Origin of the sequence: Achromobacter sp. SIMBA_011 (assembly GCF_046535435.1) — a bacterium.
Lineage (GTDB): Bacteria > Pseudomonadota > Gammaproteobacteria > Burkholderiales > Burkholderiaceae_B > Achromobacter > Achromobacter dolens.
The window spans coordinates 408,156-430,308 of record NZ_JAWRWN010000004.1 but is presented as its reverse complement, the minus strand read 5'-3'; the positions used below and the strand labels follow the sequence as shown (position 1 = coordinate 430,308).

The 22,153-nt window shown below is 67.2% G+C and carries 16 protein-coding genes; 4 read left to right on the top strand and 12 right to left on the bottom strand.

Annotated features, from left to right (window positions below):
- Positions 1-3: 3 nt before the first annotated feature.
- The 11 genes from SB816_RS17680 to SB816_RS17630 all read right to left on the bottom strand — a co-directional run bounded on the left by SB816_RS17680 (position 4) and on the right by SB816_RS17630 (position 14,704).
- On the bottom strand, positions 4-1,713 hold the full coding sequence (locus SB816_RS17680) for a PepSY-associated TM helix domain-containing protein (protein ID WP_410547339.1): 1,710 nt from the start codon (positions 1,711-1,713) through the stop codon (positions 4-6).
- Positions 1,710-1,991 (bottom strand): DUF3649 domain-containing protein, encoded by a 282-nt coding sequence (locus tag SB816_RS17675; RefSeq protein WP_006389389.1) that lies wholly within the window; start codon positions 1,989-1,991, stop codon positions 1,710-1,712. The genes SB816_RS17680 and SB816_RS17675 overlap by 4 nt, the downstream gene beginning before the upstream one ends.
- Before the next feature lie 23 nt (positions 1,992-2,014).
- Positions 2,015-2,647: a DUF4198 domain-containing protein gene (locus SB816_RS17670; RefSeq protein WP_410547338.1), complete on the bottom strand. Its 633-nt coding sequence runs from the start codon at positions 2,645-2,647 to the stop codon at positions 2,015-2,017.
- A gap of 148 nt (positions 2,648-2,795) precedes the next feature.
- Positions 2,796-5,297 (bottom strand): TonB-dependent siderophore receptor, encoded by a 2,502-nt coding sequence (locus tag SB816_RS17665; RefSeq protein ID WP_410547337.1) that lies wholly within the window; start codon positions 5,295-5,297, stop codon positions 2,796-2,798.
- Between the two features lie 90 nt (positions 5,298-5,387).
- Entirely contained in the window at positions 5,388-6,338 is a 951-nt protein-coding gene (locus SB816_RS17660; protein ID WP_410547336.1) for a DUF4880 domain-containing protein, read from the bottom strand.
- Entirely contained in the window at positions 6,331-6,864 is a 534-nt protein-coding gene (locus SB816_RS17655) for a sigma-70 family RNA polymerase sigma factor (protein ID WP_020924631.1), read from the bottom strand. Before SB816_RS17655 ends, SB816_RS17660 begins: the two co-directional genes overlap by 8 nt.
- A 120-nt stretch (positions 6,865-6,984) precedes the next feature.
- Positions 6,985-8,076, bottom strand: coding sequence for a cell division protein ZapE (gene zapE / locus SB816_RS17650; protein WP_054501489.1), 1,092 nt, complete (start codon positions 8,074-8,076; stop codon positions 6,985-6,987).
- Between the two features lie 76 nt (positions 8,077-8,152).
- Positions 8,153-9,580, bottom strand: coding sequence for a dihydrolipoyl dehydrogenase (lpdA, locus tag SB816_RS17645; protein WP_006389383.1), 1,428 nt, complete (start codon positions 9,578-9,580; stop codon positions 8,153-8,155).
- A 120-nt stretch (positions 9,581-9,700) separates the two neighbouring features.
- Complete coding sequence (gene odhB, locus SB816_RS17640; protein ID WP_144654986.1) at positions 9,701-10,933, bottom strand: 2-oxoglutarate dehydrogenase complex dihydrolipoyllysine-residue succinyltransferase; 1,233 nt, start codon at positions 10,931-10,933, stop codon at positions 9,701-9,703.
- Positions 10,934-11,036: 103 nt separating this feature from the next.
- Entirely contained in the window at positions 11,037-13,904 is a 2,868-nt protein-coding gene (locus SB816_RS17635; RefSeq protein ID WP_049072268.1) for a 2-oxoglutarate dehydrogenase E1 component, read from the bottom strand.
- 329 nt (positions 13,905-14,233) lie between these two features.
- Positions 14,234-14,704 carry an Lrp/AsnC family transcriptional regulator gene (locus SB816_RS17630; protein ID WP_049072267.1) on the bottom strand — a complete coding sequence of 157 codons (471 nt, stop codon included), beginning with the start codon at positions 14,702-14,704 and terminating at the stop codon, positions 14,234-14,236.
- 192 nt (positions 14,705-14,896) lie between these two features.
- Here SB816_RS17630 and SB816_RS17625 point away from each other — a divergent pair, with 192 nt between their 5' ends.
- From SB816_RS17625 to SB816_RS17610, 4 genes are all read left to right on the top strand, one after another.
- Positions 14,897-15,913: a 1-aminocyclopropane-1-carboxylate deaminase gene (locus SB816_RS17625; RefSeq protein ID WP_020924636.1), complete on the top strand. Its 1,017-nt coding sequence runs from the start codon at positions 14,897-14,899 to the stop codon at positions 15,911-15,913.
- 225 nt (positions 15,914-16,138) lie between these two features.
- Positions 16,139-17,083: an allantoinase PuuE gene (gene puuE / locus SB816_RS17620; RefSeq protein ID WP_054416814.1), complete on the top strand. Its 945-nt coding sequence runs from the start codon at positions 16,139-16,141 to the stop codon at positions 17,081-17,083.
- Between the two features lie 11 nt (positions 17,084-17,094).
- On the top strand, positions 17,095-18,795 hold the full coding sequence (locus SB816_RS17615; RefSeq protein WP_410547335.1) for a hydantoinase/carbamoylase family amidase: 1,701 nt from the start codon (positions 17,095-17,097) through the stop codon (positions 18,793-18,795).
- Positions 18,796-18,798: 3 nt separating this feature from the next.
- A complete protein-coding gene (locus SB816_RS17610; RefSeq protein WP_064524455.1) occupies positions 18,799-20,031 on the top strand; it encodes a M20 family metallopeptidase in 1,233 nt (410 codons plus the stop codon).
- 59 nt (positions 20,032-20,090) lie between these two features.
- Here SB816_RS17610 and SB816_RS17605 read toward each other — a convergent pair whose 3' ends face one another.
- On the bottom strand, positions 20,091-22,148 hold the full coding sequence (locus SB816_RS17605) for an OPT family oligopeptide transporter (RefSeq protein WP_269872774.1): 2,058 nt from the start codon (positions 22,146-22,148) through the stop codon (positions 20,091-20,093).
- Between the last annotated feature and the right edge of the window lie 5 nt (positions 22,149-22,153).

Below are 22,153 nucleotides of genomic sequence, written 5' to 3'. Positions count from 1 at the left end.
GTATCACCTCGATTCATAGGCGGCTTCGGAAGGGGAATGCGGCGGCGTCGGGACGGATGACTCGGCGGGACGGGTCCGGGCCTGCACTTGCGCCGCGGCGGGCGCGGACGCTTCAGCGGCCGTGGCGGCGCGAGCACGGACGGGCGTCTTGGCAGCGCCCCTGGCCGGCGCCTTGCGCGCCCGGGCAGCCTTGCGCGCTATCCAGCCCAGCAGCAACGCGCCCGCCAGGCAGGTCAGGTCGAATCCCGCCATGACCCAGTCGCCCGCCGCCAGCGACACGCCAAGGTGACGCGAAGTGGTCAAGGCATTGACCACCGGCACCAGCGCCAGCGAAACGGCGGCCAGTCTCAGCAGATCCACCCACTTGCGCTTCGGGAACAGGAACGCGTATGCCAGCGACAGGCCCCAGGCGGCGAAGAACGCGCGCACTTCCCACAACTGGCGACCCGGGAGCTCGGCCGGCACCAGCCGGTTGGCCCAGAAGAACGCGGCGACCGCGATGAACAGGCCGGCGATGGTGCCGGCATTCAAACCGTCCACCAGGCGCAGCGAGAAGGCCTCGCGCGCACCGGGGCGCGCCTTCTGGCGGCGCTTGGCGATCCATAGCACCAGGCCGGAACCGACCATGCCCGTGCCCGCCAGGCTGACCAGGAAATAGAACCAGCGCAGCAGCGGCTCGGCGAACAGGCCCAGGTGCAGGCCGACGACCACGCCGGCGGTGCGCACGGTGGGGCTCAGTTCGTCCTGCCCTTCCTGGTAGGCGCCGCTGACGCCATCGAATCGCATGTAGGGCGCCAGGCGGCCGTAGGACACGCCATCGGCCGCATCGCGGGTGACGGTGACCGTGGCGCCGGCATCGCCGGGATTGTTGACCGTGACGCGGCCCACGCGGCCATGCCAGCGCTGCTGCGCCTGCTCCACCAACGGTGCGAGCGCCGTCAGGGGCGCCGCCTCGTTGCGCGGCGGCGTGACCTTGAATGCCGCGAACACGTCATCCGAATATTGCCGCGGGTTTTCATAGACCGCCATGATGCCGGCGGGCATCAGCATGGCCATGAACAGCACCAGGCCGCTGAAGGTGATCATCAGGTGAAACGGCAACCCCAGCACCGACAGCGCATTGTGGCCGTCCATCCAGGCCCGCTGGCCGCCCTTCTTGGGGCGGAAGGTGAAGAAGTCGGCGAAGATCTTCTTGTGCGTGATGATGCCGCTGATGATGGCCACCAGCATGAACATGCCGGCGATGCTGGCAAGCCAGCGTCCCCACGGGAACGCCATCTCGAGTTCGAAATGGAAGCGGTAGAAGAAGTCGCCGCCGCGCGTTTCGCGCCCGCTGACGGCCAGCCCGGTCCGCGGATCAAGCTTGGCGCGCACGAAGCCGCGTTCGCCCGGCTTGGGCTTGGGCACCTGGTACAGCAGCTGGATCAGCGGTTCGCGATCGGTTGGCGGCGTGATGAACCAGCGCTTGGCGTCGGGCGCGTGCTCGGCCAGGTAGCGCTGCGCCATGGCCACGGATTCGAGCGTGGGCGCGGCCTGCGCCTGGATCTCGGGCTGCATCCAGCGGGTGATCTCGGGACGGAAGAATGACAGCGTGCCGGTCAGGAACATCGGGAACAGCACCCAGCCGAAGATCAGGCCCGACCAGGTGTGCAGCCACGACATGGATTGGCGCAGGCCCTCTTCGCCTTGCGCTTTTCCGGTGCTGGGTTTCATGCGCCCCCCACCATGCGACCGATCAGGAACAGGCCGCCGAACAGCGCCGCCGGCAACAGGATGCCGGCCCAGGCGCGCCAGGCGTTGCGAGTGGCGAACACCCAGATGACGCCACAGGTGTAGACCACGAAGGCCGACATCTGCGCCGTGACGACGGCGTCGGCGCGCTGCATGGGCAGCCAGACGGCCAGGCAGGCCGCGGCCGCCGAGGCCAGGCCGTAGCCGCCGAGGATGGCGGCCAGGGCCCGCGAGGCCACGGCCAGACGGTAGCGCATCATGCCTGCGCCGGCTGCGGGAGCTTTCACTTGGTCACGTTGAAGGTCAGGGTGGAAACGTAGCGGATCTTGGCGTAGGCCTTGCCATCGGCCTCGCCGGCCTTGTCCTCGACGTGGGCGGCTTCCAGCACGTACTGGCCCGGCCACGGCGTGGTGATCTCGATGCGGCCGTTCTCGTCGCTGCGCAAGCGCTTTTCCCACTTGGGCGGGCCGAACACGGTGACCTCGGTCTTGGCCAGCGGCTTGCCCTTGAACTGCAGCACGAAGGTGTTGCTGCCCGCGGCGGCCGGCACCAGTTCCAGGTCGAGCTTGCCCTGGGTGTCTTCGCGGCCGGCCTTGGCGCCGTACTGCATCAGCGTGTCCTTGAACTGGATCGGCTGCGACAGGCGCACGTCGCCCTTGCCGCTGGCGGCGAACTCGACGAAATCCGCGCCCTCGGCCGACGCCTTGAGCGCCTTGCCGTCGGCACCGGTCACCACCGGCGCCACCAGGACCTTGCCCAGCAGGCCGTCGCGCTTTTCACGCAGGTCGTCCGCCCATTCGCCGAAGTACGCCTTTGCCGCCCCCTGGTCGGCCCGCTCGAGCCAGACGAAGTGCGCCTGCGCCGCGCCGGCGCTGCCCAGCAGCGCGATGGCTGCCAAAGTCCTTGCGAATTTCATTGTCGATCTTCCTGTTGTGAATGCCGGTCTGGAACCGCCCCGCGACGACTCTCTCTCGGCAAGGGTCTGAATTATAACCATTCTCACTACGATGTGAGGCTTTGCGTGCCTGCCCGTCCACGGCTACGCCGCGAACGGGCCGTCCGGCCTACCAGCGATAACGCAGGCTGGCCTTGATCGAGCGCTGGTAGCCGTACCAGCACCAGGAATCGCCCGAGCAAGAAGCGATGTATTCCTTGTCGAACAGGTTCTGCACGTTCAGCGCCACCTGCATGCCCTTGAGCGACGGCGACACGCGGCCCAGGTCGTAGTCCAGCATCAGGTCGAACAACGTGACTGACGGCACCTTCATGGTGTTGGCCTCGTCGCCGTACGACGACCCGATGTAGCGCACGCCGCCGCCCACGCCCAGGCCGGCCAGCGCACCGCCCTGCAACTGGTAGCGGGCCCAGGCCGAAGCCTGCTGCGAGGGCACGCCCACCGGCGCCTTGCCCTTCAGGTTCAGCCCGGAGGTGCTTGGATTGGCCTTGGAATAGGCGTTATCGAGCAGCGAATAGCCCGCCATCAGTGTCAGCCCGCGCAGCGGTTCGGTCTTGGCTTCCAGCTCGATGCCCTGCGTACGCAACTCACCGGACTGGATCTGGCAGCGCGCGTTGGACGTGCCGCACAGATGCGTCGGGTCCGGATCGGTGGTCAGCATGTTTTCGCGGCGGATGTCGAACGCGGCCACCGACAGCAACGTCGCGCTGCCCGGCGGCTGGTACTTGATGCCGACCTCGTACTGGTTGCCCTCGATCGGCTTGAAGGGCGCGTTGTTCCAGCCCGTGCCCGACTGCGGTTCGAACGATTCGGAGTAGCTGAAGTACGGCGCCACGCCGTTGTCGAAGTTGTAGATCACGCCGAAACGGCCGGTGAAGGCCTCCGCGCGCAACGACGAGGGCGTGGTGCGGCCGGTGGCGATGGCGGTGCTCTCGCCGACGTTGCGCGACCAGTCGTAGCGTCCGCCCAGCAGCACCGAAAGGCGGTCGATCTTGATCTGGTCCTGGAAGTACAGGCCGGTCTGGTACTGCTTGGTGGTGGCGTCGGTGGAGAACGCCGGCACCGGGATGTCCTGGTGGTTGTCCGGGTTCATCACGTTCAGCGCGGGCGCGCTGCCAAAGCCGGACAGCGTGTCGGTCTTGACATGCTGGTAGTCGAAGCCCAGCAGCACCGTGTGGCCGAAGGCGCCGGTATCGAAGCGCGCCTGCAGGTTGTTGTCGATGGTCAGCGCGCCGACCTCGACGTCGGTCGCGATCGCGGCACGCTGCTGGTACAGGTAACGGCTGTCGGTGTAGCCGTAGAAGCGACTGGACGCGCCATAGATGCTGCGGTATTTGGCGTCGGAATGGGTCCAGCGCAGGCTCTGCGTCGCCTTCAGGGCATCGCTGAAGCGGTGGTCCAGCACGTAGCCGAGCGAATAGCTCTTGCGGTCGCTCTTCTCGAAATTGGCGTCGCCGTCGTAGTAGCGTGGCGACAGGCGGATGCCGTCCGGCGCCGACAGCAGCGTGCGCATCGGCGGCGCGGCGCCATACGACCCCATGTCGGGATCGCGTTGGAAGTTCGTCAGCACGGTGAGCGAGGTGTCGCCGTTGGGCTTCCAGGTGAAGGCCGGCGAGACGAAGTAGCGGCGCTCCTTGGTGTGGTCGATCTGGCCGTCTGACATGTAGCCCGATCCCACCAGGCGGTACAGGTACTTGCCCTCTGCGTCCAGCGGGCCGCCGAAGTCGAAGTTGGCGCGCCGGTAATCGTAGTTGCCAACCTGAAGCTCGACTTCATGCAGCGCTTCTTCCAGCGGCCGCTTGCTGACCTGGTTGACCACGCCGCCGGGGCCGCCCTGCCCGTACATCACCGAGGCCGGCCCTTTCAGCACGTCGACCCGCTCCAGACGATAGGCGTCCACCTGCGGCAAGGCATCGCGCCCGCCGAACACACGCAGGCCGTCCAGGTAGGTCGATGCGGAGAAGCCGCGCACGCTGAACTGGTCCAGCCGCGTGGCGGTCGCGCCGCGCGTTTCGGTCGCCACGCCGGGCGTGTAGCGCAACACCTGGTTCAGCGTCTGCGCGCCCTGCTCCGCAATCTGCTCGCGCGTGACCACGGACACCGATTGCGGCGTCTCGATCAGCGGGGTGTCGGTCTTGGTGGCGCTGACGCTGGCGCCGGCCACGTAGCCCGCGGTCGGCGCAAAGGCGCTCAGGGAACTGGCCGACACCGTCACCGGCGCCAACGTCAGCGTGTCGCCGGAGGGCGCCGCCACCAGCGTCCAGGAATTGCCGGCCTGGGCCCGCGCCTGCAGACCACTGCCAGCCAGGATGCGGGCGAAGCCGGCGCCCACCGGATAGGCGCCGTTCAGGCCTTCGGACCGCAAGCCGCGCACCTGCGCCGGATCGAACGACAGCACCACGCCCGCGCTGCGCGCGAATTGGGTCAGCGCATCGCCCAGCGGGCCAGCGGCGATCTGATAGGTGCGCGGCGCCTGGGCCGCGGCGGGCGAGGCTTGCGCCCAGGCGGCGGGCGCGGCGGCCAGCCAGGCGCCGGCGCAAGTGGCGGCGAGCACGGCCAGACGGCCGGCGGTCAAGGATGCGCCCAGGCGCGGGCAAGATGAAGCGGACACGAAAAACTCCCTTGTACGTAGGTCTCTATCTCTGCCTTTCCGTACCAGGAAGGAAAACCTGCAATGCATCGATCAGGAAATTTGTAACGCTCAGGCCGCGCGTGGCCCGACCTGCAGCCAGTACTGTGTGTGGCGCGTCACCACGATGGGCAGCGCCGGCTCCAGCGCCCGGAGCGCGCGCTCGGCGTCGTCCAGCGGGAACACGCCCGACAGCCGCAGGCCCGCCACTGCCGGGTCCACCCGTATCACGCCGACTCGCTGGCGCGCCAGGTAGTCGGCGAAATGGTCCAGGCGCCAGTCCTTGGCCACCACCAGACCGTCGACCCAGGCCAGGCGATCCGGATCGGCCGCCTGCCGCTCGACCCCGCCCAGGTCGTCGTAGCTCAGGCGTTCGCCCGCTTCGGCAGCCTGCGTCGACGCGCCATCGCGCAGCAAGGCGACACTGCCCTCGTAGACACCCAACTGTGCGCCACCCGGCGTGCGGCGCACGTCGAAACGCGCGTTGTCCGCCAGCAGCACACCATGGCCGGTGTCCACGCGCACCGGGGCGGCGCCTGGTCGCGCCTGCGCGCTCACCAGGATCTCGCCGCGCAACAGGTGGATGCCGCGCGCGCCGCTTGCCAGCCGCAGCGCGCTGTCGCTGTTCAGGGTGACGTGCAGGCCGTCGGCCACCGCCACCGCGCGCCGTTCGCCGATGCCGGTGCTGACATCGGCGGCCAGGCGCTGCCACGGCGCATGCCGGTAGCCAGCCCAACCCGCCACGCCCACCCCAGCCAGCGTCAGCAAATTGCGCAGGGCCACGCGGCGGTCGGGCGTCGCCGGGCCGTCCAGCGCCGTATGCGCCAGCGCCGCCGGCACGCGGCGCGCATCGCGGCCGATCGTTTCCAACCGCTCCCAGGCCTTGCGATGCGCCGGATCCTGCGCCAGCCAGGCCTGACAGGCCTCGCGCTCGCCGGCATCGGCTATGCCCGACTGCAGGCGCGCCCACCAGGCGATGGCCTGGCGCACCACGGCATCGGGCTGCGTGGCGGCGCTAGTCATAAAGCGCGGCATAACAGGCCGACATGGCGCGCACCATGTACTGCTGCACGGAACTGAGCGACACGCCCAGCCTCTGGGCGATTTCGGGATAGGTCAGGCCGTCCAGCTGCGACAGCAGGAACGCCGAGCGCGCCTTGGGCGGAAGGCTGTCGAGCAGGCGGTCAAGTTGCATCAGGGCCTGCATCTGCTCGGCCTGTGTCTCGGGCGACGGCGCATGGGCCTCGGGCAGGTCGGCCAGATAGGCCAGGTAGGCATGTTCCAGCGCCGCGTGGCGCTGATGATCGATCACCAGCCCCTTGGCGATGGTGGTCAGCAGCGCCCGAGCCTCGCCGGCCCGCACCGTCTTGCGGCCCTGGATCACGCGCACGAACACGTCCTGCGCCAGGTCCTCCGCGCGATGCGCGCAACCGAGCTTGCGGCGCAGCCAGCCGAACAGCCAGGGCCGATGGTCCCGGTACAGGCCGTCGACCTGCGTGGCGGGCGCATCGGCGCAGGAGGCCGGAGACGAAAGGAGGGGGGAGGACACGGGAAGACTGCGGCGCGGGACCAGAAGTCTTCGGATGTTAATTGATAATGACTTGCATTACCAACGCAAATGCCGCAAATTGCGCCACGTCCGCCCCGCGCGCGGACGCTTGCGGCATAACTACAACGTTGCGGTCAGGCGGCGTTCCGACTCGAGGTATTCGCGCGACTGCATTTCCAGGATGCGCGATACCGTGCGATGGAACTCGTTGGCGAGCGCGCCCTCGGTGTAGATCTCTTCCGGTTCGCATTCGGCCGACATGATCAGCTTGACGCGATGGTCGTAGAACACGTCGATCAGCCAGGTGAAGCGGCGCGCCTCGGAAGCCTGGCGCGGCCCCATGCGCGGCACGCCGGACAGGATCACCGCATGGAAGCGATTGGCCAGCTCCAGGTAATCGTTCTGCGAACGCGGACCGCCGCAAAGCGTGGCGAAGTCGAACCACACCACCGAACCGGCCAGCGCCAGCGCGCGGATCTCGCGATGCTCGATATGCAGCAGCGGCTCCTGCGGTGGCGTGTCGGCCAGGCTGTCGAAGGCCTGCTGCAAGGCCTGTTGCGCGCTCTCGTCCAGCGGCGTGTGGTAGCACTGCACCTGCTCGAGCGAGCGGCGGCGATAGTCGACGCCGGCGTCCACGTTCATCACGTCCATGCGCGCCTGGATCAGCTCGATCGCCGGCAGCACGCGGTCGCGGTGCAGGCCGTCGGGATACAGCGTCGACGGCTCGTAGTTGGAGGTCATCACGAACGAAGTGCCGTACTCGAACAGCTTGAACAGCAGGCGGTGCAGGATCATCGCATCCGCCACGTCCGACACGTGGAACTCGTCGAAACAGATCAGGCGGTAGCGCTTGGCCACGCGCCTGGCCACTTCGTCCAGCGGATCCTGCATGCCCTTCACCTCCTCCAGTTCGCGATGCACGCCGCGCATGAATTCGTGAAAGTGCAGGCGCGTCTTGCGCACCACCGGCACGGTGGCATAGAAGGCGTCCATCAGGAAGCTCTTGCCGCGCCCCACCCCGCCCCACAGATAGACGCCACGCGGCACATCGGGACGGTTCAGCAGCTTCTTCAGGGCGTTCGAGCGCATCGCCTTGAACTTGACCCACTCGTCGTAATAGCGCTGCAGCCGGTCGATCGCCTTCTTCTGGGCTTCATCGGGCTTGTAGCCGCGTTCGGCCAGGGCGTGTTCGTAGTATTCGCGGACGTTCATGGAGATGACACAGGCAAAAGAAAAAAAGGGCGGGTCCGAAAACCCGCCCCCTTTGGCAGAGCCGCAGCGTGGCGGATCAGAAGTTCAAGGCGCGCTTGTCGACGGCCAGGGCGGCTTCCTTCACGGCTTCCGACAGCGTCGGATGCGCGTGGCAGATGCGGGCGATGTCTTCGGCGGCGCCGCGGAATTCCATGATGGTCACGGCTTCCGAGATCAGTTCCGAGGCCATCGGACCGACGATGTGCACGCCCAGGACCTCGTCGGTCTTGGCGTCGGCGATCACCTTGGCAAAGCCGGTGGTGTCGCCCAGCGCGCGGGCGCGGCCGTTGGCCAGGAACGGGAAGCTGCCGGCCTTGTACTCGCGGCCTTCGGCCTTGAGCTGCTGCTCGGTCTTGCCGACCCAGGCGATTTCCGGCGAGGTGTAGATCACCCACGGCACGGTGTCGAAGTTGACGTGGCCGTGCTGGCCGGCGATGCGCTCGGCAACCGCCACGCCCTCTTCCTCGGCCTTGTGCGCCAGCATCGGGCCGCGCACCACGTCGCCCACCGCCCAGACGTTAGGCAGGTTGGTCTTGCAGTCGCCGTCCACGGCGATGAAGCCGCGCTCGTCGAGCTTCAGGCCCACGGCATCGGCGTTCAGGCCGCCGGTGTAGGGCACGCGGCCGATCGAGACGATCAGCTTGTCCACCACCAGCTTCTGCTCGGCGCCCTTGGCGTCGACGTAGGGCACGGTCACCGACTTGGCGGTCGCCTTGATCTCGCCGATCTTGACGCCCATCTGGATGTTCAGGCCTTGCTTGGTGAAGGCCTTCAGGGCTTCCTTGGCCACTTGCTGGTCGGCGGCGGCCAGGAACTCCGGCATCGCTTCCAGGATGGTGACTTCCGCGCCCAGGCGGCGCCACACGCTGCCCATTTCCAGGCCGATCACGCCGGCGCCGATCACGCCCAGCGTCTTCGGCACGGCGCCGATGTTCAGCGCGCCGTCGTTGGACAGCACGACCTTTTCATCGAACGGCAGGCCGGGCAGCTCGCGCGCCGACGAACCGGTGGCGACCACCACGTGCTTGGCAACCAGGTCTTCCTCGGCGGTGCCGGTGACCTTGATGGCCCAGCCGCCCTCGACCTGGCCGGCGAACGCGCCCTTGCCATGGAAGAAGGTGACCTTGTTCTTCTTGAACAGGTACAGGATGCCGTCGTTGTTCTGCTTGACCACCGAGTTCTTGCGGCCGATCAGCGTGTCGAGCTTCAGGCTGACGCCCTTGACTTCGATGCCGTGCTCGGCGAAGTGGTGGTTGGCCTGCTCGAAGTGTTCGGACGATTGCAGCAGCGCCTTGGACGGGATGCAACCGACGTTGGTGCAGGTGCCGCCGGGAGCCGGGCCGCCTTGGCCATTCTGCCAGGCGTCGATGCAAGCCACCGACATGCCGAGCTGCGCGGCGCGGATGGCGGCGATGTAGCCGCCGGGGCCCGCGCCGATGACGACGACGTCGAATTGTTTGGACATAGTGTTCTCGCGAATGAGGAGGGAGTGAAACTCGCCCCGGCCCGCGCAAGCCGGCCCGTGGGGCCGGCCGGGCGCCGCCGACACACAGGTCGCGCGGGCGCCGGGCTCAGGGCGCCGAGATTACAGGTCCAGCAACAGGCGCTGCGGATCTTCCAGGGCGTCCTTCATGGCGACCAGGCCCAACACGGCTTCGCGGCCGTCGATGATGCGGTGGTCGTAGGACAGGGCCAGGTAGTTCATCGGACGGATGACGATCTGGCCGTTTTCCACCACGGCGCGATCCTTGGTGGCGTGCACGCCCAGGATGGCCGATTGCGGCGGGTTGATGATCGGGGTCGACAGCATCGAGCCGAACACGCCACCGTTGGAGATCGAGAACGTGCCGCCGGTCATCTCTTCGATGCCCAGCTTGCCGTCGGCGGCGCGGCGGCCGAAGTCGGCGATGGTCTTTTCGATTTCAGCGATCGACAGTTGGTCGGCGTTGCGCAGGATCGGCACCACCAGGCCACGCGGGCTGCCGACAGCGATACCGATGTCGAAGTAGCCGTGGTAGATGATGTCCTTGCCGTCGATCGAGGCGTTGATCAGCGGGAACTTCTTGAGCGCGGCAACGGCGGCCTTGACGAAGAACGACATGAAGCCCAGCTTGATGCCGTGCTCCTTCTCGAACTTGTCCTTGTACTTGTTGCGCAGATCGATGACCGCTTGCATGTTCACTTCGTTGAACGTGGTCAGGATCGCGTTTTCCTGTTGCGATTGCAGCAGGCGCTCGGCGATGCGGGCGCGCAGGCGGCTCATCGGCACGCGCTGTTCCGGACGGCCGTCCAGCGACAGCGTGGTCGGGGCGGGGGCGGCCGGGGCCTTGGCCGGGGCGGCCTTGGCGGCGGGGGCGCTGGCGTTCAGGGCGTCGCCCTTGGTGACGCGGCCGTCACGGCCGGTGCCGGCGACGCTGGCGGCGTCCACGCCCTTTTCGGCGAGGATCTTGGCGGCGGCGGGCGAAGCCACGCCGGCGGCGGCGGTCGAGGCGGGAGCGGCCGGGGCGGCGGCGGCTTGCGCGGCGGCCTTGGGCGCTTCGGCGGCGGGGGCGGTGGCCGGGGTGGCGGCGGCCTTGCCGGCGGTGTCGATACGGGCCAGGACTTCGCCCGAGGTCACGGTGCTGCCATCGCCCTTGACGATTTCAGCCAGCACGCCCGAGGCGGGGGCCGGCACTTCCAGCACGACCTTGTCGGTCTCGACTTCGATCAGGATTTCGTCCGCTTCGACGGCAGCGCCGGGCTGCTTCTTCCAGGTCAGCAGGGTCGCTTCGGAAACGGATTCGGAGAGTTGGGGGACGACGACGTCGGTGATAGCCATTTTGTTTATTCCGTAGAGTGTGTGTTCTGGACCGCGCGGCGCGGGCAAAGTTCGAAATTGGATTTCTGCAACTTGCCGCACGCCGCGCGTGCATCGGGTTGGGTTACTTGGTCAGCATGGCCTTGAACTTGGGCGCGAAAGCCGCTTCGATCAGCGCCTTCTGCTGCTCCTGGTGCTTGGCCAGGTAGCCCACGGCCGGCGAAGCCGACGCGGCGCGACCGGCGTAGCCCAGCTTCTGGCCTTCGACCATGTTCTCGTACACGTGATGCTGAACGTAGAACCACGGGCCCTGGTTCTGCGGCTCGTCCTGGACCCAGATCACTTCGGTGGCCTTCGGGTACTTGCGCAGTTCGGCTTCGAACGACTTGTGCGCGAACGGGTACAACTGCTCGACGCGGACGATGGCGACGTTGTCGGCGCCACGTTCACGGCGGGCATTGACCAGATCGTAGTAGACCTTGCCCGAGCAAGCCAGCACGCGCTTGACCTTGGCGGCGTCGATGGCCTCGTCGACCTCGCCGATCACCGGGCGGAAGCTGCCGCCGGCCAGTTCGGTCAGGGGCGAGCCGGCGTCCTTGTTGCGCAGCAGCGACTTGGGCGTGAACAGCACCAGGGGCTTGCGGAACGGACGGATCATCTGGCGGCGCAGCACATGGAAGATCTGCGAGGCCGAGGTCGGCTGGATCACTTGCATGTTGTTGTCGGCGCAAAGCTGCAGGAAGCGCTCGATGCGGCCCGACGAGTGCTCGGGGCCCTGGCCTTCGTAGCCGTGCGGCAGCATCAGGGTCAGGCCCGACTGGCGGCCCCACTTGGCTTCGCCGGAGCTGATGAACTGGTCGATCACGACCTGGGCGCCGTTGACGAAGTCACCGAACTGGCCTTCCCAGATGGTCAGCGTGTTGGGTTCGGCGCTCGAGTAGCCGTATTCGAAGCCCAGCACGGCCTCTTCGGACAGCACCGAATCGATCACGGTGAACGGGGCCTGGCCTTCCGAGACGTTCTGCAGCGGAATGTAGGTGCCGTCGTTCCAGCGCTCGCGGTTCTGGTCGTGCAGCACGGCATGGCGGTGCGTGAACGTGCCACGGCCCGAGTCCTGGCCGGTGATGCGGATGGCGTAGCCCGAGGACACCAGCGTGGCGAAGGCGAGGTGTTCGCCCATGCCCCAGTCCAGGTTCATTTCGCCCTTGGCCATGGTGCGGCGGTCGTTCAGCAGCTTGGCGACCAGCGGGTGCACCGTGAAGCCTTCCGGCACGGTGGTGATGCGCTCGCCGATGCGCTTGAGCTCGGCCAGCGGCACGGCGGTGTCGGCCTGGTCGGTCCACTTGGCGCCCAGGAACGGCGACCAGTCGATCGCGTACTTGCTCTTGTAGTCGGTCAGCACCGGTTCGATGGTGCGCTGGCCGTCTTCCATCAGTTGGCGGTAGTCCTTGACCAGTTGGTCGGCTTCGCCCTCGGACAGCACGCCCTGCGTGGTCAGCTTGTCGGCGTACAGCTTGCGCGTGCCGGGGTGATGGCCGATGCGCTTGTACATCAGCGGCTGCGTCAGCGACGGGGTGTCCTGCTCGTTGTGGCCCAGCTTGCGGAAGCAGACGATGTCGACCACGACGTCGTGGCGGAACTGCAGGCGGTAGTCCAGGGCCAGCTTGGTCACGAACACGACGGCTTCGGGATCGTCGCCGTTGACGTGGAACACCGGCGCTTCGATCATCTTGACGACGTCGGTGCAATACAGCGTGGAACGCGAGTCGCGCGGATCCGACGTGGTGAAGCCGATCTGGTTGTTGATGACGATGTGCAGCGTGCCGCCCGTGCCGTAGCCGCGGGTCTGGGCCAGGTTCAGGGTTTCCATCACCACGCCCTGGCCGGCGAAGGCCGCGTCGCCGTGCACCAGCACCGGCAGCACTTGCTTGCCTTCGGCGTCGCCGCGGCGTTCCTGGCGAGCGCGCGCGCTGCCTTCGACCACGGGGTTGACGATTTCCAGGTGGGACGGGTTGAACGCCAGCGACAGGTGCACCGGACCGCCACGGGTCGACAGGTCGCTCGAGAAGCCGTTGTGGTACTTCACGTCGCCGTCGGTCAGGCCTTCGGCGTGCTTGCCTTCGAACTCGGCGAACAGGTCGCCGGGCATCTTGCCCATGATGTTCACGAGCAGGTTCAGGCGGCCGCGGTGGGCCATGCCGACCACGATTTCCTGGACGCCGTTTTCACCGGCGTGGTTCACCACTTCGTCCATCGAGGCGATGAAGCTTTCGCCGCCTTCCAGCGAGAAGCGCTTCTGGCCGACGTACTTGGTGTGCAGGAAACGCTCGAGGCCTTCGGACTCGGTCAGTTGCTGCAGGATGTGGCGCTTTTCTTCGGCCGTGTAGGTCGGCGCACCCAGCGTGGTTTCCAGGCGTTCCTGGATCCAGCGCTTGGCGGCGGGGTCGGAGATGTGCGTGAATTCGGCACCGATGCTGCGGCAGTAGGTGTCGCGCAGCGCCTTCAGGATGTCGCGCAGCGTCATGGTGCTGGCGGTCGTGAAGTAGGTGTTGGTGGCCGAGTAGGTCTGGTCCAGGTCGGCTTCGGTCAGGCCGTAGAAGGCCGGATCGAGTTCGGGGATCGGCGGACGTTCCTGGCGCTTGAGCGGATCCAGGTCGGCCCAGCGCGAACCGAGCGAGCGGTAGGCGGCGATCAGCGATTGCACCGAGACTTGCTTGGAGGCGACGCTCAGGTCGGGTTCGGCGGCGCGTTGCACGAAGGCATTGGCCTTGGCGCGCTGGGCGAACGATTCGACGATGGGAGCGTGGGCCTGGTCGCGGGTGGATTCCTGGCCGTCGGTGGCGGGAGCGTGCTGCAGCTGGTCGAAGTATTCGCGCCAGTTGTCAGGTACCGAACCGGGGTTGTCGAGGTAGGCTTCGTAAAGCTCCTCAACGTAGGGGGCGTTTCCCCCAAACAAGTAAGACGTGGATAGGGATTCTATTTCCGAAGACATAATCGCTTCACCTTTACGAGTGCTTCACTCGATTACGATGCAGGAAAACCTTCCGCGACACGGGCTTCCCGTTTAGCGGATAGCAGGGGCAGAAGGCGCGTACAAGCCTTGAAAGCCGTATGCATGAAAGTATAACCCTTTGAGTTTACGGGCGTCTTTTTGCGATTGCGTGACGCAAAAGCGCGCCAGGAATGGTTTCATGCGGCGTTGGAATGTCCATGCAACCCCTGCAATTACGCCGTCTACGCGCCCGCAAATTCCGCGAACGAAAAATGCCGCATTGCGGCATTTTTTTCGATCCGTGCGCGAGGTGTTGCGCAATTGCCTCGTCAGAGCGGCAGTTCGGTGGTCGACAGGATCTCTTTCAGCACGAAAAAAGTGCGGATCTGGCGCACGCCGGGCAGCTTGATGATCTCGCCCGCGTGCAGCTTGTTGAAGCGCTCCAGGTCGCGGATGCGCAGCATCAGGAAGTAGTCGAACTCGCCCGCCACCAGATGGCACTCGAGGCAGCCGCTGATGCCGCGCGCGGCCTGCTCGAAGTCGGTGAAGGACTCCGGCGTGGAGCGATCCAGCACCACGCCGACGATCACCAGCGTGGCCATCTCGACCTCGGCCGGTTCGAGCAGCGCCACCGTCTTTCTGATGATGCCCTCGGCCTTGAGCTTTTCCACCCGCCGCAGGCAGGCGGCGGGACTGAGATGCACGCGCGCGCTCAGATCAAGGTTGGTGATCTGGGCGTCCTGCTGCAGCAGGCGCAGGATCTGGCGGTCGATGCGATCCAGCCCGGCGATGGCGGCCATCTAATATGTCCCTATAAAATTTAATTTGGTTTTTATTTTTTATTCATAAATATTAAATCCAAAAATCGAATTTCCTAAAAATTTAAAAGGAAGAAACCAAGAAAATACACAATTGACCAACAATCTGGCGGATTCCTATGATTTTTCCATCCGCGGCGGCCCGCCCGGATCCCCCTTCCCCCAGGAGCCCGCATGGATCTGCAACGCTTTCCCCGCCACCGCCTGACCTTCGGCGACACCCCCATCGAAAAGCTCGAGCGCCTGTCCGCCCACCTCGGCGGCAAGGTCGAGATCTACGCCAAGCGCGAGGACTGCAACAGCGGCCTGGCGTTCGGCGGCAACAAGCTTCGCAAGCTGGAATACCTGATTCCCCAGGCGCTGGAACAGGGTTGCGACACGCTCGTCACCATCGGCGGCATCCAGTCCAACCACACCCGCATGGTGGCGGCCGTGGCCGCCAAGCTCGGCCTGGCCTGCGTGCTGGTGCAGGAAAACTGGGTGGACTACTCGGATGCGGTCTATGACCGGGTCGGCAACATCATGATGAGCCGGCTGATGGGCGCCGACGTGCGCCTGGTGGACCAGGGCTTCGACATCGGTTTCCGCCGCAGTTGGGAAGAGGCGCTGGAGGACGTGCGCAAGCGCGGCGGCAAGCCGTACGCGATTCCGGCCGGCGCCTCCGACCATGAGCTGGGCGGGCTGGGCTATGTCGGCTTCGCCGAGGAAGTGCGGCGGCAGGAGGCCGAGCTGGGCTTCAAGTTCGACTACATCGTGGTCTGCGCCGTCACTGGCAGCACGCAGGCCGGCATGGTGGTGGGCTTTGCCGCCGACGGCCGCGCCGACCGCGTCATCGGCATCGACGCCTCGGCCACGCCGGACCAGACCCGCGCGCAGATCCTGCGCATCGCGCGCCGCACCGCCGACATGGTGGGCCTGGAGCGCCCCATCACGGACGGCGACGTGGTGCTGGATACGCGCTATGCCTACCCGGCCTATGGGCTGCCATCGGCCGAGACCAACGAGGCGATCCGCCTGTGCGCGCGGCTCGAAGGGATGATGACCGACCCGGTCTACGAGGGCAAATCGATGCAGGGCATGATGGACATCGTGCGGCGCGGGGAAATCCCCGCCGGTTCCCGGGTGCTGTATGCGCATCTTGGGGGGGTGCCGGCGATCAACGCCTACAGCTTTCTCTACCGCAACGGCTGACGGCGGCTATGGCGCCAGCGGGTGGCCCTGCGGCGACCTGCGCTGAACCGCTCTTGCCGATACCCAGGAACCACCCGCCGGCGGCGCACGCCGGCGGGTGGTTCGCTTCATGGCGATCGGATTTGCCTGACGTATTAGGGTCATCACTAATGATGTACATAAATTGTATACAGACAATGCGGTTTACCTTATCGTGTCGAACACGATGTCCACGCCCGCCTTGTCATGAGCACCTACGACTCAACCCAGCCCTACCCGCGTGACCTGATCGGCTACGGCCGCAACCCGCCGCATGCGCAATGGCCCGGCAACGCCCGCATCGCGGTGCAGTTCGTGCTCAATTACGAGGAAGGCGGCGAAAACTGCGTCTTGCATGGCGACGCGGGATCCGAACAATTCCTGTCCGAGATGTTCAACCCGGCCAGCTACCCGGAACGCCACCTGAGCATGGAAGGCATCTACGAGTACGGCTCGCGCGTGGGCGTCTGGCGCATCCTGCGTGAATTCGAAAAGCGCGGCCTGCCGCTGACGGTGTTCGCCGTCGGCATGGCGCTGCAACGCCACCCCGAGCTGGCCGCGGCGCTGGTCGAGCTGGACCACGAGATCGCCTGTCACGGCTGGCGCTGGGTGCACTACCAGAACGTGGACGAAGCCACCGAACGCGAGCACATGCGCCTGGGCATGGAGGCCATCACGCAACTGACCGGCGCCCGCCCGCTGGGCTGGTACACCGGCCGCGACAGCCCGCGCACGCGCCGCCTGGTGGCGGACTACGGCGGCTTCGAATACGACAGCGACTACTACGGCGACGACCTGCCGTTCTGGATGCGCGTGCAAAAGAGCGACGGCAGCGTGGCGCCGCAACTGATCGTGCCCTACACGCTGGACTGCAACGACATGCGCTTCGCGCTGCCGCAGGGCTATTCGCACGCCGATCCGTTCTTCCAATACCTGAAGGACAGCTTCGACGCGCTCTACGCGGAAGGCGACGAGGCGCCCAAGATGCTCAGTATCGGCATGCATTGCCGCCTGCTGGGCCGGCCCGGCCGCATCGTCGCCCTGCAACGCTTCCTGGATCACATCGCGCGCCATGACCGCGTGTGGGTCTGCCGCCGCCTGGACATCGCCCGGCACTGGCAGGCGCGCCATCCCTATCAACCCGCTGCCTGAACCGCGCAACCATGGCCCCTACCCTCGCCCGATTCAACGACGCCGCGCCGCAAGACGCCGCCGCCATGCTGGCCGACCTGTATCCCCACGCGCCCTGGGCCGCCGAACAGGCGGTGCGGGCGCGCCCGGTGCACAGCGTGGCGCAGTTGCAGTTGGCCCTGCAGCGCGCGGTGGACGACACTGACGCCGCCGCGCAATTGGCGCTGCTGCGCGCTCAGCCCGTCGCCATGCTCGACGCGGCGGCGGACGCCGCCGCGCTGGCCGCCGACTATGCCGCGCGTTTCGGTTTTCCCTTCATCCTGTCCCAATACGGCCCGCGCGGCGCCGGCCCGCAAGACGGGCAATGGCGCCAGGCGCTCGAACGCCGCCGCCACAACGCGCCGGACGACGAACGTCGCGAGGCCCTGCGCCAATTGCACCGCGACGCCGAAGTGCGGCTCTACGACCGTTTCGGCGTCGAACCGGACCTGGGCAACGACATCTGGGACTGGCAGGAAAAGCTCAGCGCGCACAGCGATCCGGGCTACGCCGAGAACGGCCAGCTCACCGTCACCTACCTGACCGACGCGCACCGCGCCTGCGCCCAGCGCATCTCGCACTGGATGCGCGATTGCGGCTTCGACGAAGTCGGCATTGACGCAGTCGGCAACGTGGTCGGCCGCTATCACGCCAACCGCGCCGACGCGCCCATCCTGATGAGCGGCAGCCATTACGACACGGTGCGCAACGCCGGCAAATACGACGGCCGCCTCGGCATCTTCGTGCCGATGGCCTGCGTGCGCGCGCTGCACCGCCAGGGTCGGCGCCTGCCCTACGCGATCGAAGTCGTCGCTTTTTCCGAAGAGGAAGGCCAGCGCTATCCGGCCACCTTCCTCGGCTCCGGCGCGCTGATCGGCGACTTCCAGCCGCGCTGGCTCGAACAGCGGGACGCTGACGGCATCAGCATGCGCGACGCCATGGCGCACGCGGGGCTGTGCGTGGACGACATTCCCAAGCTCAAGCGCGACCCGGCCCGCTATCTGGGCTTCATCGAAGTGCATATCGAACAGGGCCCCGTGCTGAACGAAATCGGCCTGCCGCTCGGCGTGGTCACGTCGATCAACGGCTGCGTGCGCTACCGCGTTCAGATCCACGGCACCGCTTGCCATGCCGGCACCACGCCGATGGACCGGCGCCGCGACGCCGCCGTGGCCGCGGCCGAGCTGATCGTGTTCGTCGAAGGCCGCGCCGCGCGCGACGGCGATTCGGTCGGCACCGTCGGCATGCTGGAAGTGCCCAATGGCTCGATCAACGTGGTGCCCGGCGAATGCCGCTTCAGCCTCGACCTGCGCGCGCCCAGCGATCCGCAGCGCGATGCGCTGGCCAAGGACGTGCTGGCCGAACTGGAGGCGATCTGCCAGCGCCGCGGCCTGCGCTACACGCTCGAGGAAACCATGCGCGCCGCCGCCGCACCCAGCGCGCCGGCCTGGCAGCAGCGCTGGGAACGCGCGGTGCAGGCCCTGGGCGTGCCGGTCCATTGCATGCCGAGCGGCGCCGGCCACGATGCCATGAAGCTGCACGAGATCATGCCGCAGGCCATGCTGTTCGTGCGCGGCCAGAACGCCGGCATCAGCCACAACCCGCTCGAATCCACCACCAACCACGACATGCAGCTGGCCGCGCAGGCAATGCAGCGGCTGCTCGACGATCTCGCCAACGAAGCAACGAGCTGAACCATGACCGATTACGCCCGACTCGACGCCTGGGTGGACGCCCACTTCGATGAAGAAGTGCGCTTCCTGCAGGAACTGGTGCGCGTGCCGACCGACACGCCGCCGGGCAACAACGCCCCGCACGCCGTCCGCACCGCCGAACTGCTGCAAGGTTTCGGCCTGCCGGCCGAGTCCCATCCCGTGCCCGCCGACGAAGTGCGCGCCTACGGCATGGAGTCCATCACCAACCTGATCGTGCGCCGCGAATACGGCGCTGGCGGCCGGCGCATCGCCCTCAACGCCCACGGCGACGTGGTGCCGCCGGGCGACGGCTGGGAGCACGATCCGTATGGCGCCGAGATCGAGGACGGCTGCCTCTACGGGCGCGCCGCCGCGGTCAGCAAGAGCGATTTCGCCAGCTTCACCTTCGCGCTGCGCGCGCTGGAAGCGGTGGCGCGCCCGAGCCATGGCGCGGTCGAACTGCACTTCACCTACGACGAGGAATTCGGCGGCCTGCTCGGTCCCGGCTGGCTGCTGCGCCAGGGCCTGACGAAACCCGACCTGCTGATCGCAGCCGGCTTCAGCTATGAAGTCGTGACGGCCCACAATGGCTGCCTGCAAATGGAGGTCACGGTGCACGGCAAGATGGCGCACGCCGCTATTCCCGCCACCGGCGTGGATGCGCTGCAGGGCGCGGTCGCGATCATGAACGCGCTGTACGCGCAGAACGCGCGCTATCGCGAGATCACTTCGCGGGTCGAGGGCATCAGCCACCCCTATCTGAACATCGGCCGCATCGAAGGCGGCACCAACACCAACGTGGTGCCCGGCAAGGTGGTGTTCAAGCTGGATCGCCGCATGATCCCGGAAGAGAACGCGGCCGAGGTCGAGGCCGACATCCGCCGCATCATCGAAGAAGGCGCGGCCGCCACGCCCGGCCTGCGGGTCGAGATCAAGCGCCTGCTGCTGGCCAACGCCATGCGGCCGCTGCCCGGCAACCAGCCGCTGGTCGACGCCATCCGCAAGCATGGCCAGGACCTGTTCGGCGAGCCGATCCCCGCCATGGGCACGCCGCTCTACACCGACGTGCGCCTGTACGCCGAGGCCGGCATTCCCGGCGTGATCTACGGAGCCGGCCCGCGCACCGTGCTGGAGTCGCACGCCAAGCGCAACGACGAACGCGTGGTGCTGGAAGACCTGCGGCGGGCCACCAAGGTCATCGCCCGAACCCTGGCCGACCTGCTGCGGCCGGCATGAAAAAAGGGCATGACGCACGCGTCATGCCCTTTCGATCCGTGCCTGGCGCAACGCCTGGCCTATGGCCGCGCCAGCCGCGTCACGCGGCGCCAGAACAGCACCGCCACCAGCGCGAACACCGCCAGCCCCAGGAACGAGGCGGTGCGCGCGAATTCCTCGCCCGCGATCGCCAGCGGCGCATCGGTGCCGGCGGCGCCGATGATGGCGGCCATCACCACGCCCACCAGGCTCTCGCCCACGATCAGGCCCGAGGCGATCAGCACGCCGCGCCGGTTGGCGGCGTCGGCGAACGATTCATAGTCCTTGCCGGCGGCCGCGGCGCGGCGGCGCAGCGCGCGCTCCAGCAGCCAGGCCAGCAGCGCGCCGACCACGATCGGCGCCGCCACCGTCGGCGGCAGGTAGATGCCGATGCCCACCGCCAGCACCGGGATGCGGGCGACCTTGCAGGTGCGCTTGAGGATCTCGTCCACCACGATCAGGCCCACGCCCACCGCCATGCCGATCAGGATCATGGTCCAGTTCAGTTGATGCGTGAAGATGCCGCGCGCGATCGCCAGCATCAGCGTGGCCTGCGGCGCCGACAACGCCTGGGACGGGTCCATGCCTGCGCGCGGCATCGCATCGGCGAAGCCGTAGGCGTTGTACAGCAGGTCCAGCACCGGCGAGATCACCGCCGCGCCAAGGACGCAACCGATCAATAGCGCAACCTGCTGGCGCCACGGGGTCGCGCCGACCAGCCAGCCGGTCTTCAGATCCTGCAGATTGTCATTGGAGATCGAGGCCACCGCCACCACCGCCGACGTGCTGAAGATCGCCAGCGCGATGGTCATCTGCACGCCGTTCTGCACCGCCAGCAGGTCGCCGCCCAGCGCCAGCAGCAACAGCGACACCAGCACGATGGCAACGATGCCCACGCCCGAGATCGGGCTGGTCGAGGTGCCCACCAGACCCGCCATGTAGCCGCAGGCCGCCGCCACCAGGAAACCGAAGACGAAAGCAAACAGCACGGCGTAGGCCACCAGTTTCCAGACCGCGGCGGCCGTCAGCGGCGCGTCCGCCAGGAACACCTGGAACGTGATCACCAGCACCGCCACCAGCACCAGCGTGACGACCGAGATCCAGCCCGCCGACAGGTCGCGCTCGGTGCGCGGCGCCTTGCCCGCGCGCGCCGCGCCGGTGCGCGTCAACGCCGAGAACGAGGCCTTGACGCCACGCGCCATCGGCATGAAAAGCGTCGCCAGCGTCCAGATGGCGCCCACGCCGATGACGCCTGCTCCAATGAACCGCACCTGCGACGACCACAGCCCGGTGGCGAATTTCGCCAGCGACATGTCCGCGGGAATCTGGGCCACCGAAGTCAGGATCGGCACCGCGATGCCCCACGAGATCACCAGCCCCGTCAGCATGGCCAGGCCCGCCACGATGCCGATCAGGTAACCCGCGCCCAGCAGCGCCAGCGAAAAACCCATCGGCAGCCGGAACACCGCGCCGCCCAACGAAAACCAGCCGCTGACGCCGTCGCCCAACACCCGCAGGCCGCTGGCCGCGAAGCTGACTGCCGCCGCCACCACGCCGCCGCTGACGATGTCGCCCATGCCGGTGGCCGCCGGCCTGGCCGGCGCCCGAGCGGAATCCTCGGCCGCGTCCTGGGCGCGCTCGGCGCTGCCCACCCGCAGGATCTCGGCGGCCGCCACGCCCTCCGGGTACGGCAGGTCGCTCTGCACCACCATCACGTGGCGCAGCGGAATCGTGAACATCACGCCCAACATGCCGCCGGCCGCGCAGATGCCCAGGGTCTGCCAGAACGGAAAGCCCTGCCAGTGGCCCATCATGACCAGCGCGGGCAGGATGAAGATGATGGCCGACAGCGTGCCGGCAGCCGAGGCCTGCGTCTGCACCATGTTGTTCTCGAGGATGTTGGCGTCCTTGAACAGGCGCAACACCGACATGGAAATGACCGCCGCCGGGATCGCCGACGAGAAGGTCAGGCCGACCTTGAGCCCCAGGAACACGTTGGAGGCGGTGAAGATAATGGTGATGACTGCGCCCAGCAGCACGCCGCGGAATGTCAGTTCCGGTAGCGTGACCTCTGCCGGGACGCTGGTAGGTTGAGTCATTGAAG

What these genes read in the sequence shown, in the direction of transcription:
- lpdA (WP_006389383.1), bottom strand. Translation starts at nt 9,580, where the DNA reads ATGTCCAAACAATTCGACGTCGTCGTCATCGGCGCGGGCCCCGGCGGC.
- SB816_RS17660 (WP_410547336.1), bottom strand. Translation starts at nt 6,338, where the DNA reads ATGACTAGCGCCGCCACGCAGCCCGATGCCGTGGTGCGCCAGGCCATC.
- puuE (WP_054416814.1), top strand. Translation starts at nt 16,139, where the DNA reads ATGAGCACCTACGACTCAACCCAGCCCTACCCGCGTGACCTGATCGGC.
- SB816_RS17635 (WP_049072268.1), bottom strand. Translation starts at nt 13,904, where the DNA reads ATGTCTTCGGAAATAGAATCCCTATCCACGTCTTACTTGTTTGGGGGA.
- SB816_RS17625 (WP_020924636.1), top strand. Translation starts at nt 14,897, where the DNA reads ATGGATCTGCAACGCTTTCCCCGCCACCGCCTGACCTTCGGCGACACC.
- SB816_RS17675 (WP_006389389.1), bottom strand. Translation starts at nt 1,991, where the DNA reads ATGATGCGCTACCGTCTGGCCGTGGCCTCGCGGGCCCTGGCCGCCATC.
- SB816_RS17610 (WP_064524455.1), top strand. Translation starts at nt 18,799, where the DNA reads ATGACCGATTACGCCCGACTCGACGCCTGGGTGGACGCCCACTTCGAT.
- odhB (WP_144654986.1), bottom strand. Translation starts at nt 10,933, where the DNA reads ATGGCTATCACCGACGTCGTCGTCCCCCAACTCTCCGAATCCGTTTCC.
- SB816_RS17630 (WP_049072267.1), bottom strand. Translation starts at nt 14,704, where the DNA reads ATGGCCGCCATCGCCGGGCTGGATCGCATCGACCGCCAGATCCTGCGC.
- SB816_RS17615 (WP_410547335.1), top strand. Translation starts at nt 17,095, where the DNA reads ATGGCCCCTACCCTCGCCCGATTCAACGACGCCGCGCCGCAAGACGCC.
- SB816_RS17680 (WP_410547339.1), bottom strand. Translation starts at nt 1,713, where the DNA reads ATGAAACCCAGCACCGGAAAAGCGCAAGGCGAAGAGGGCCTGCGCCAA.
- zapE (WP_054501489.1), bottom strand. Translation starts at nt 8,076, where the DNA reads ATGAACGTCCGCGAATACTACGAACACGCCCTGGCCGAACGCGGCTAC.
- SB816_RS17605 (WP_269872774.1), bottom strand. Translation starts at nt 22,148, where the DNA reads ATGACTCAACCTACCAGCGTCCCGGCAGAGGTCACGCTACCGGAACTG.
- SB816_RS17670 (WP_410547338.1), bottom strand. Translation starts at nt 2,647, where the DNA reads ATGAAATTCGCAAGGACTTTGGCAGCCATCGCGCTGCTGGGCAGCGCC.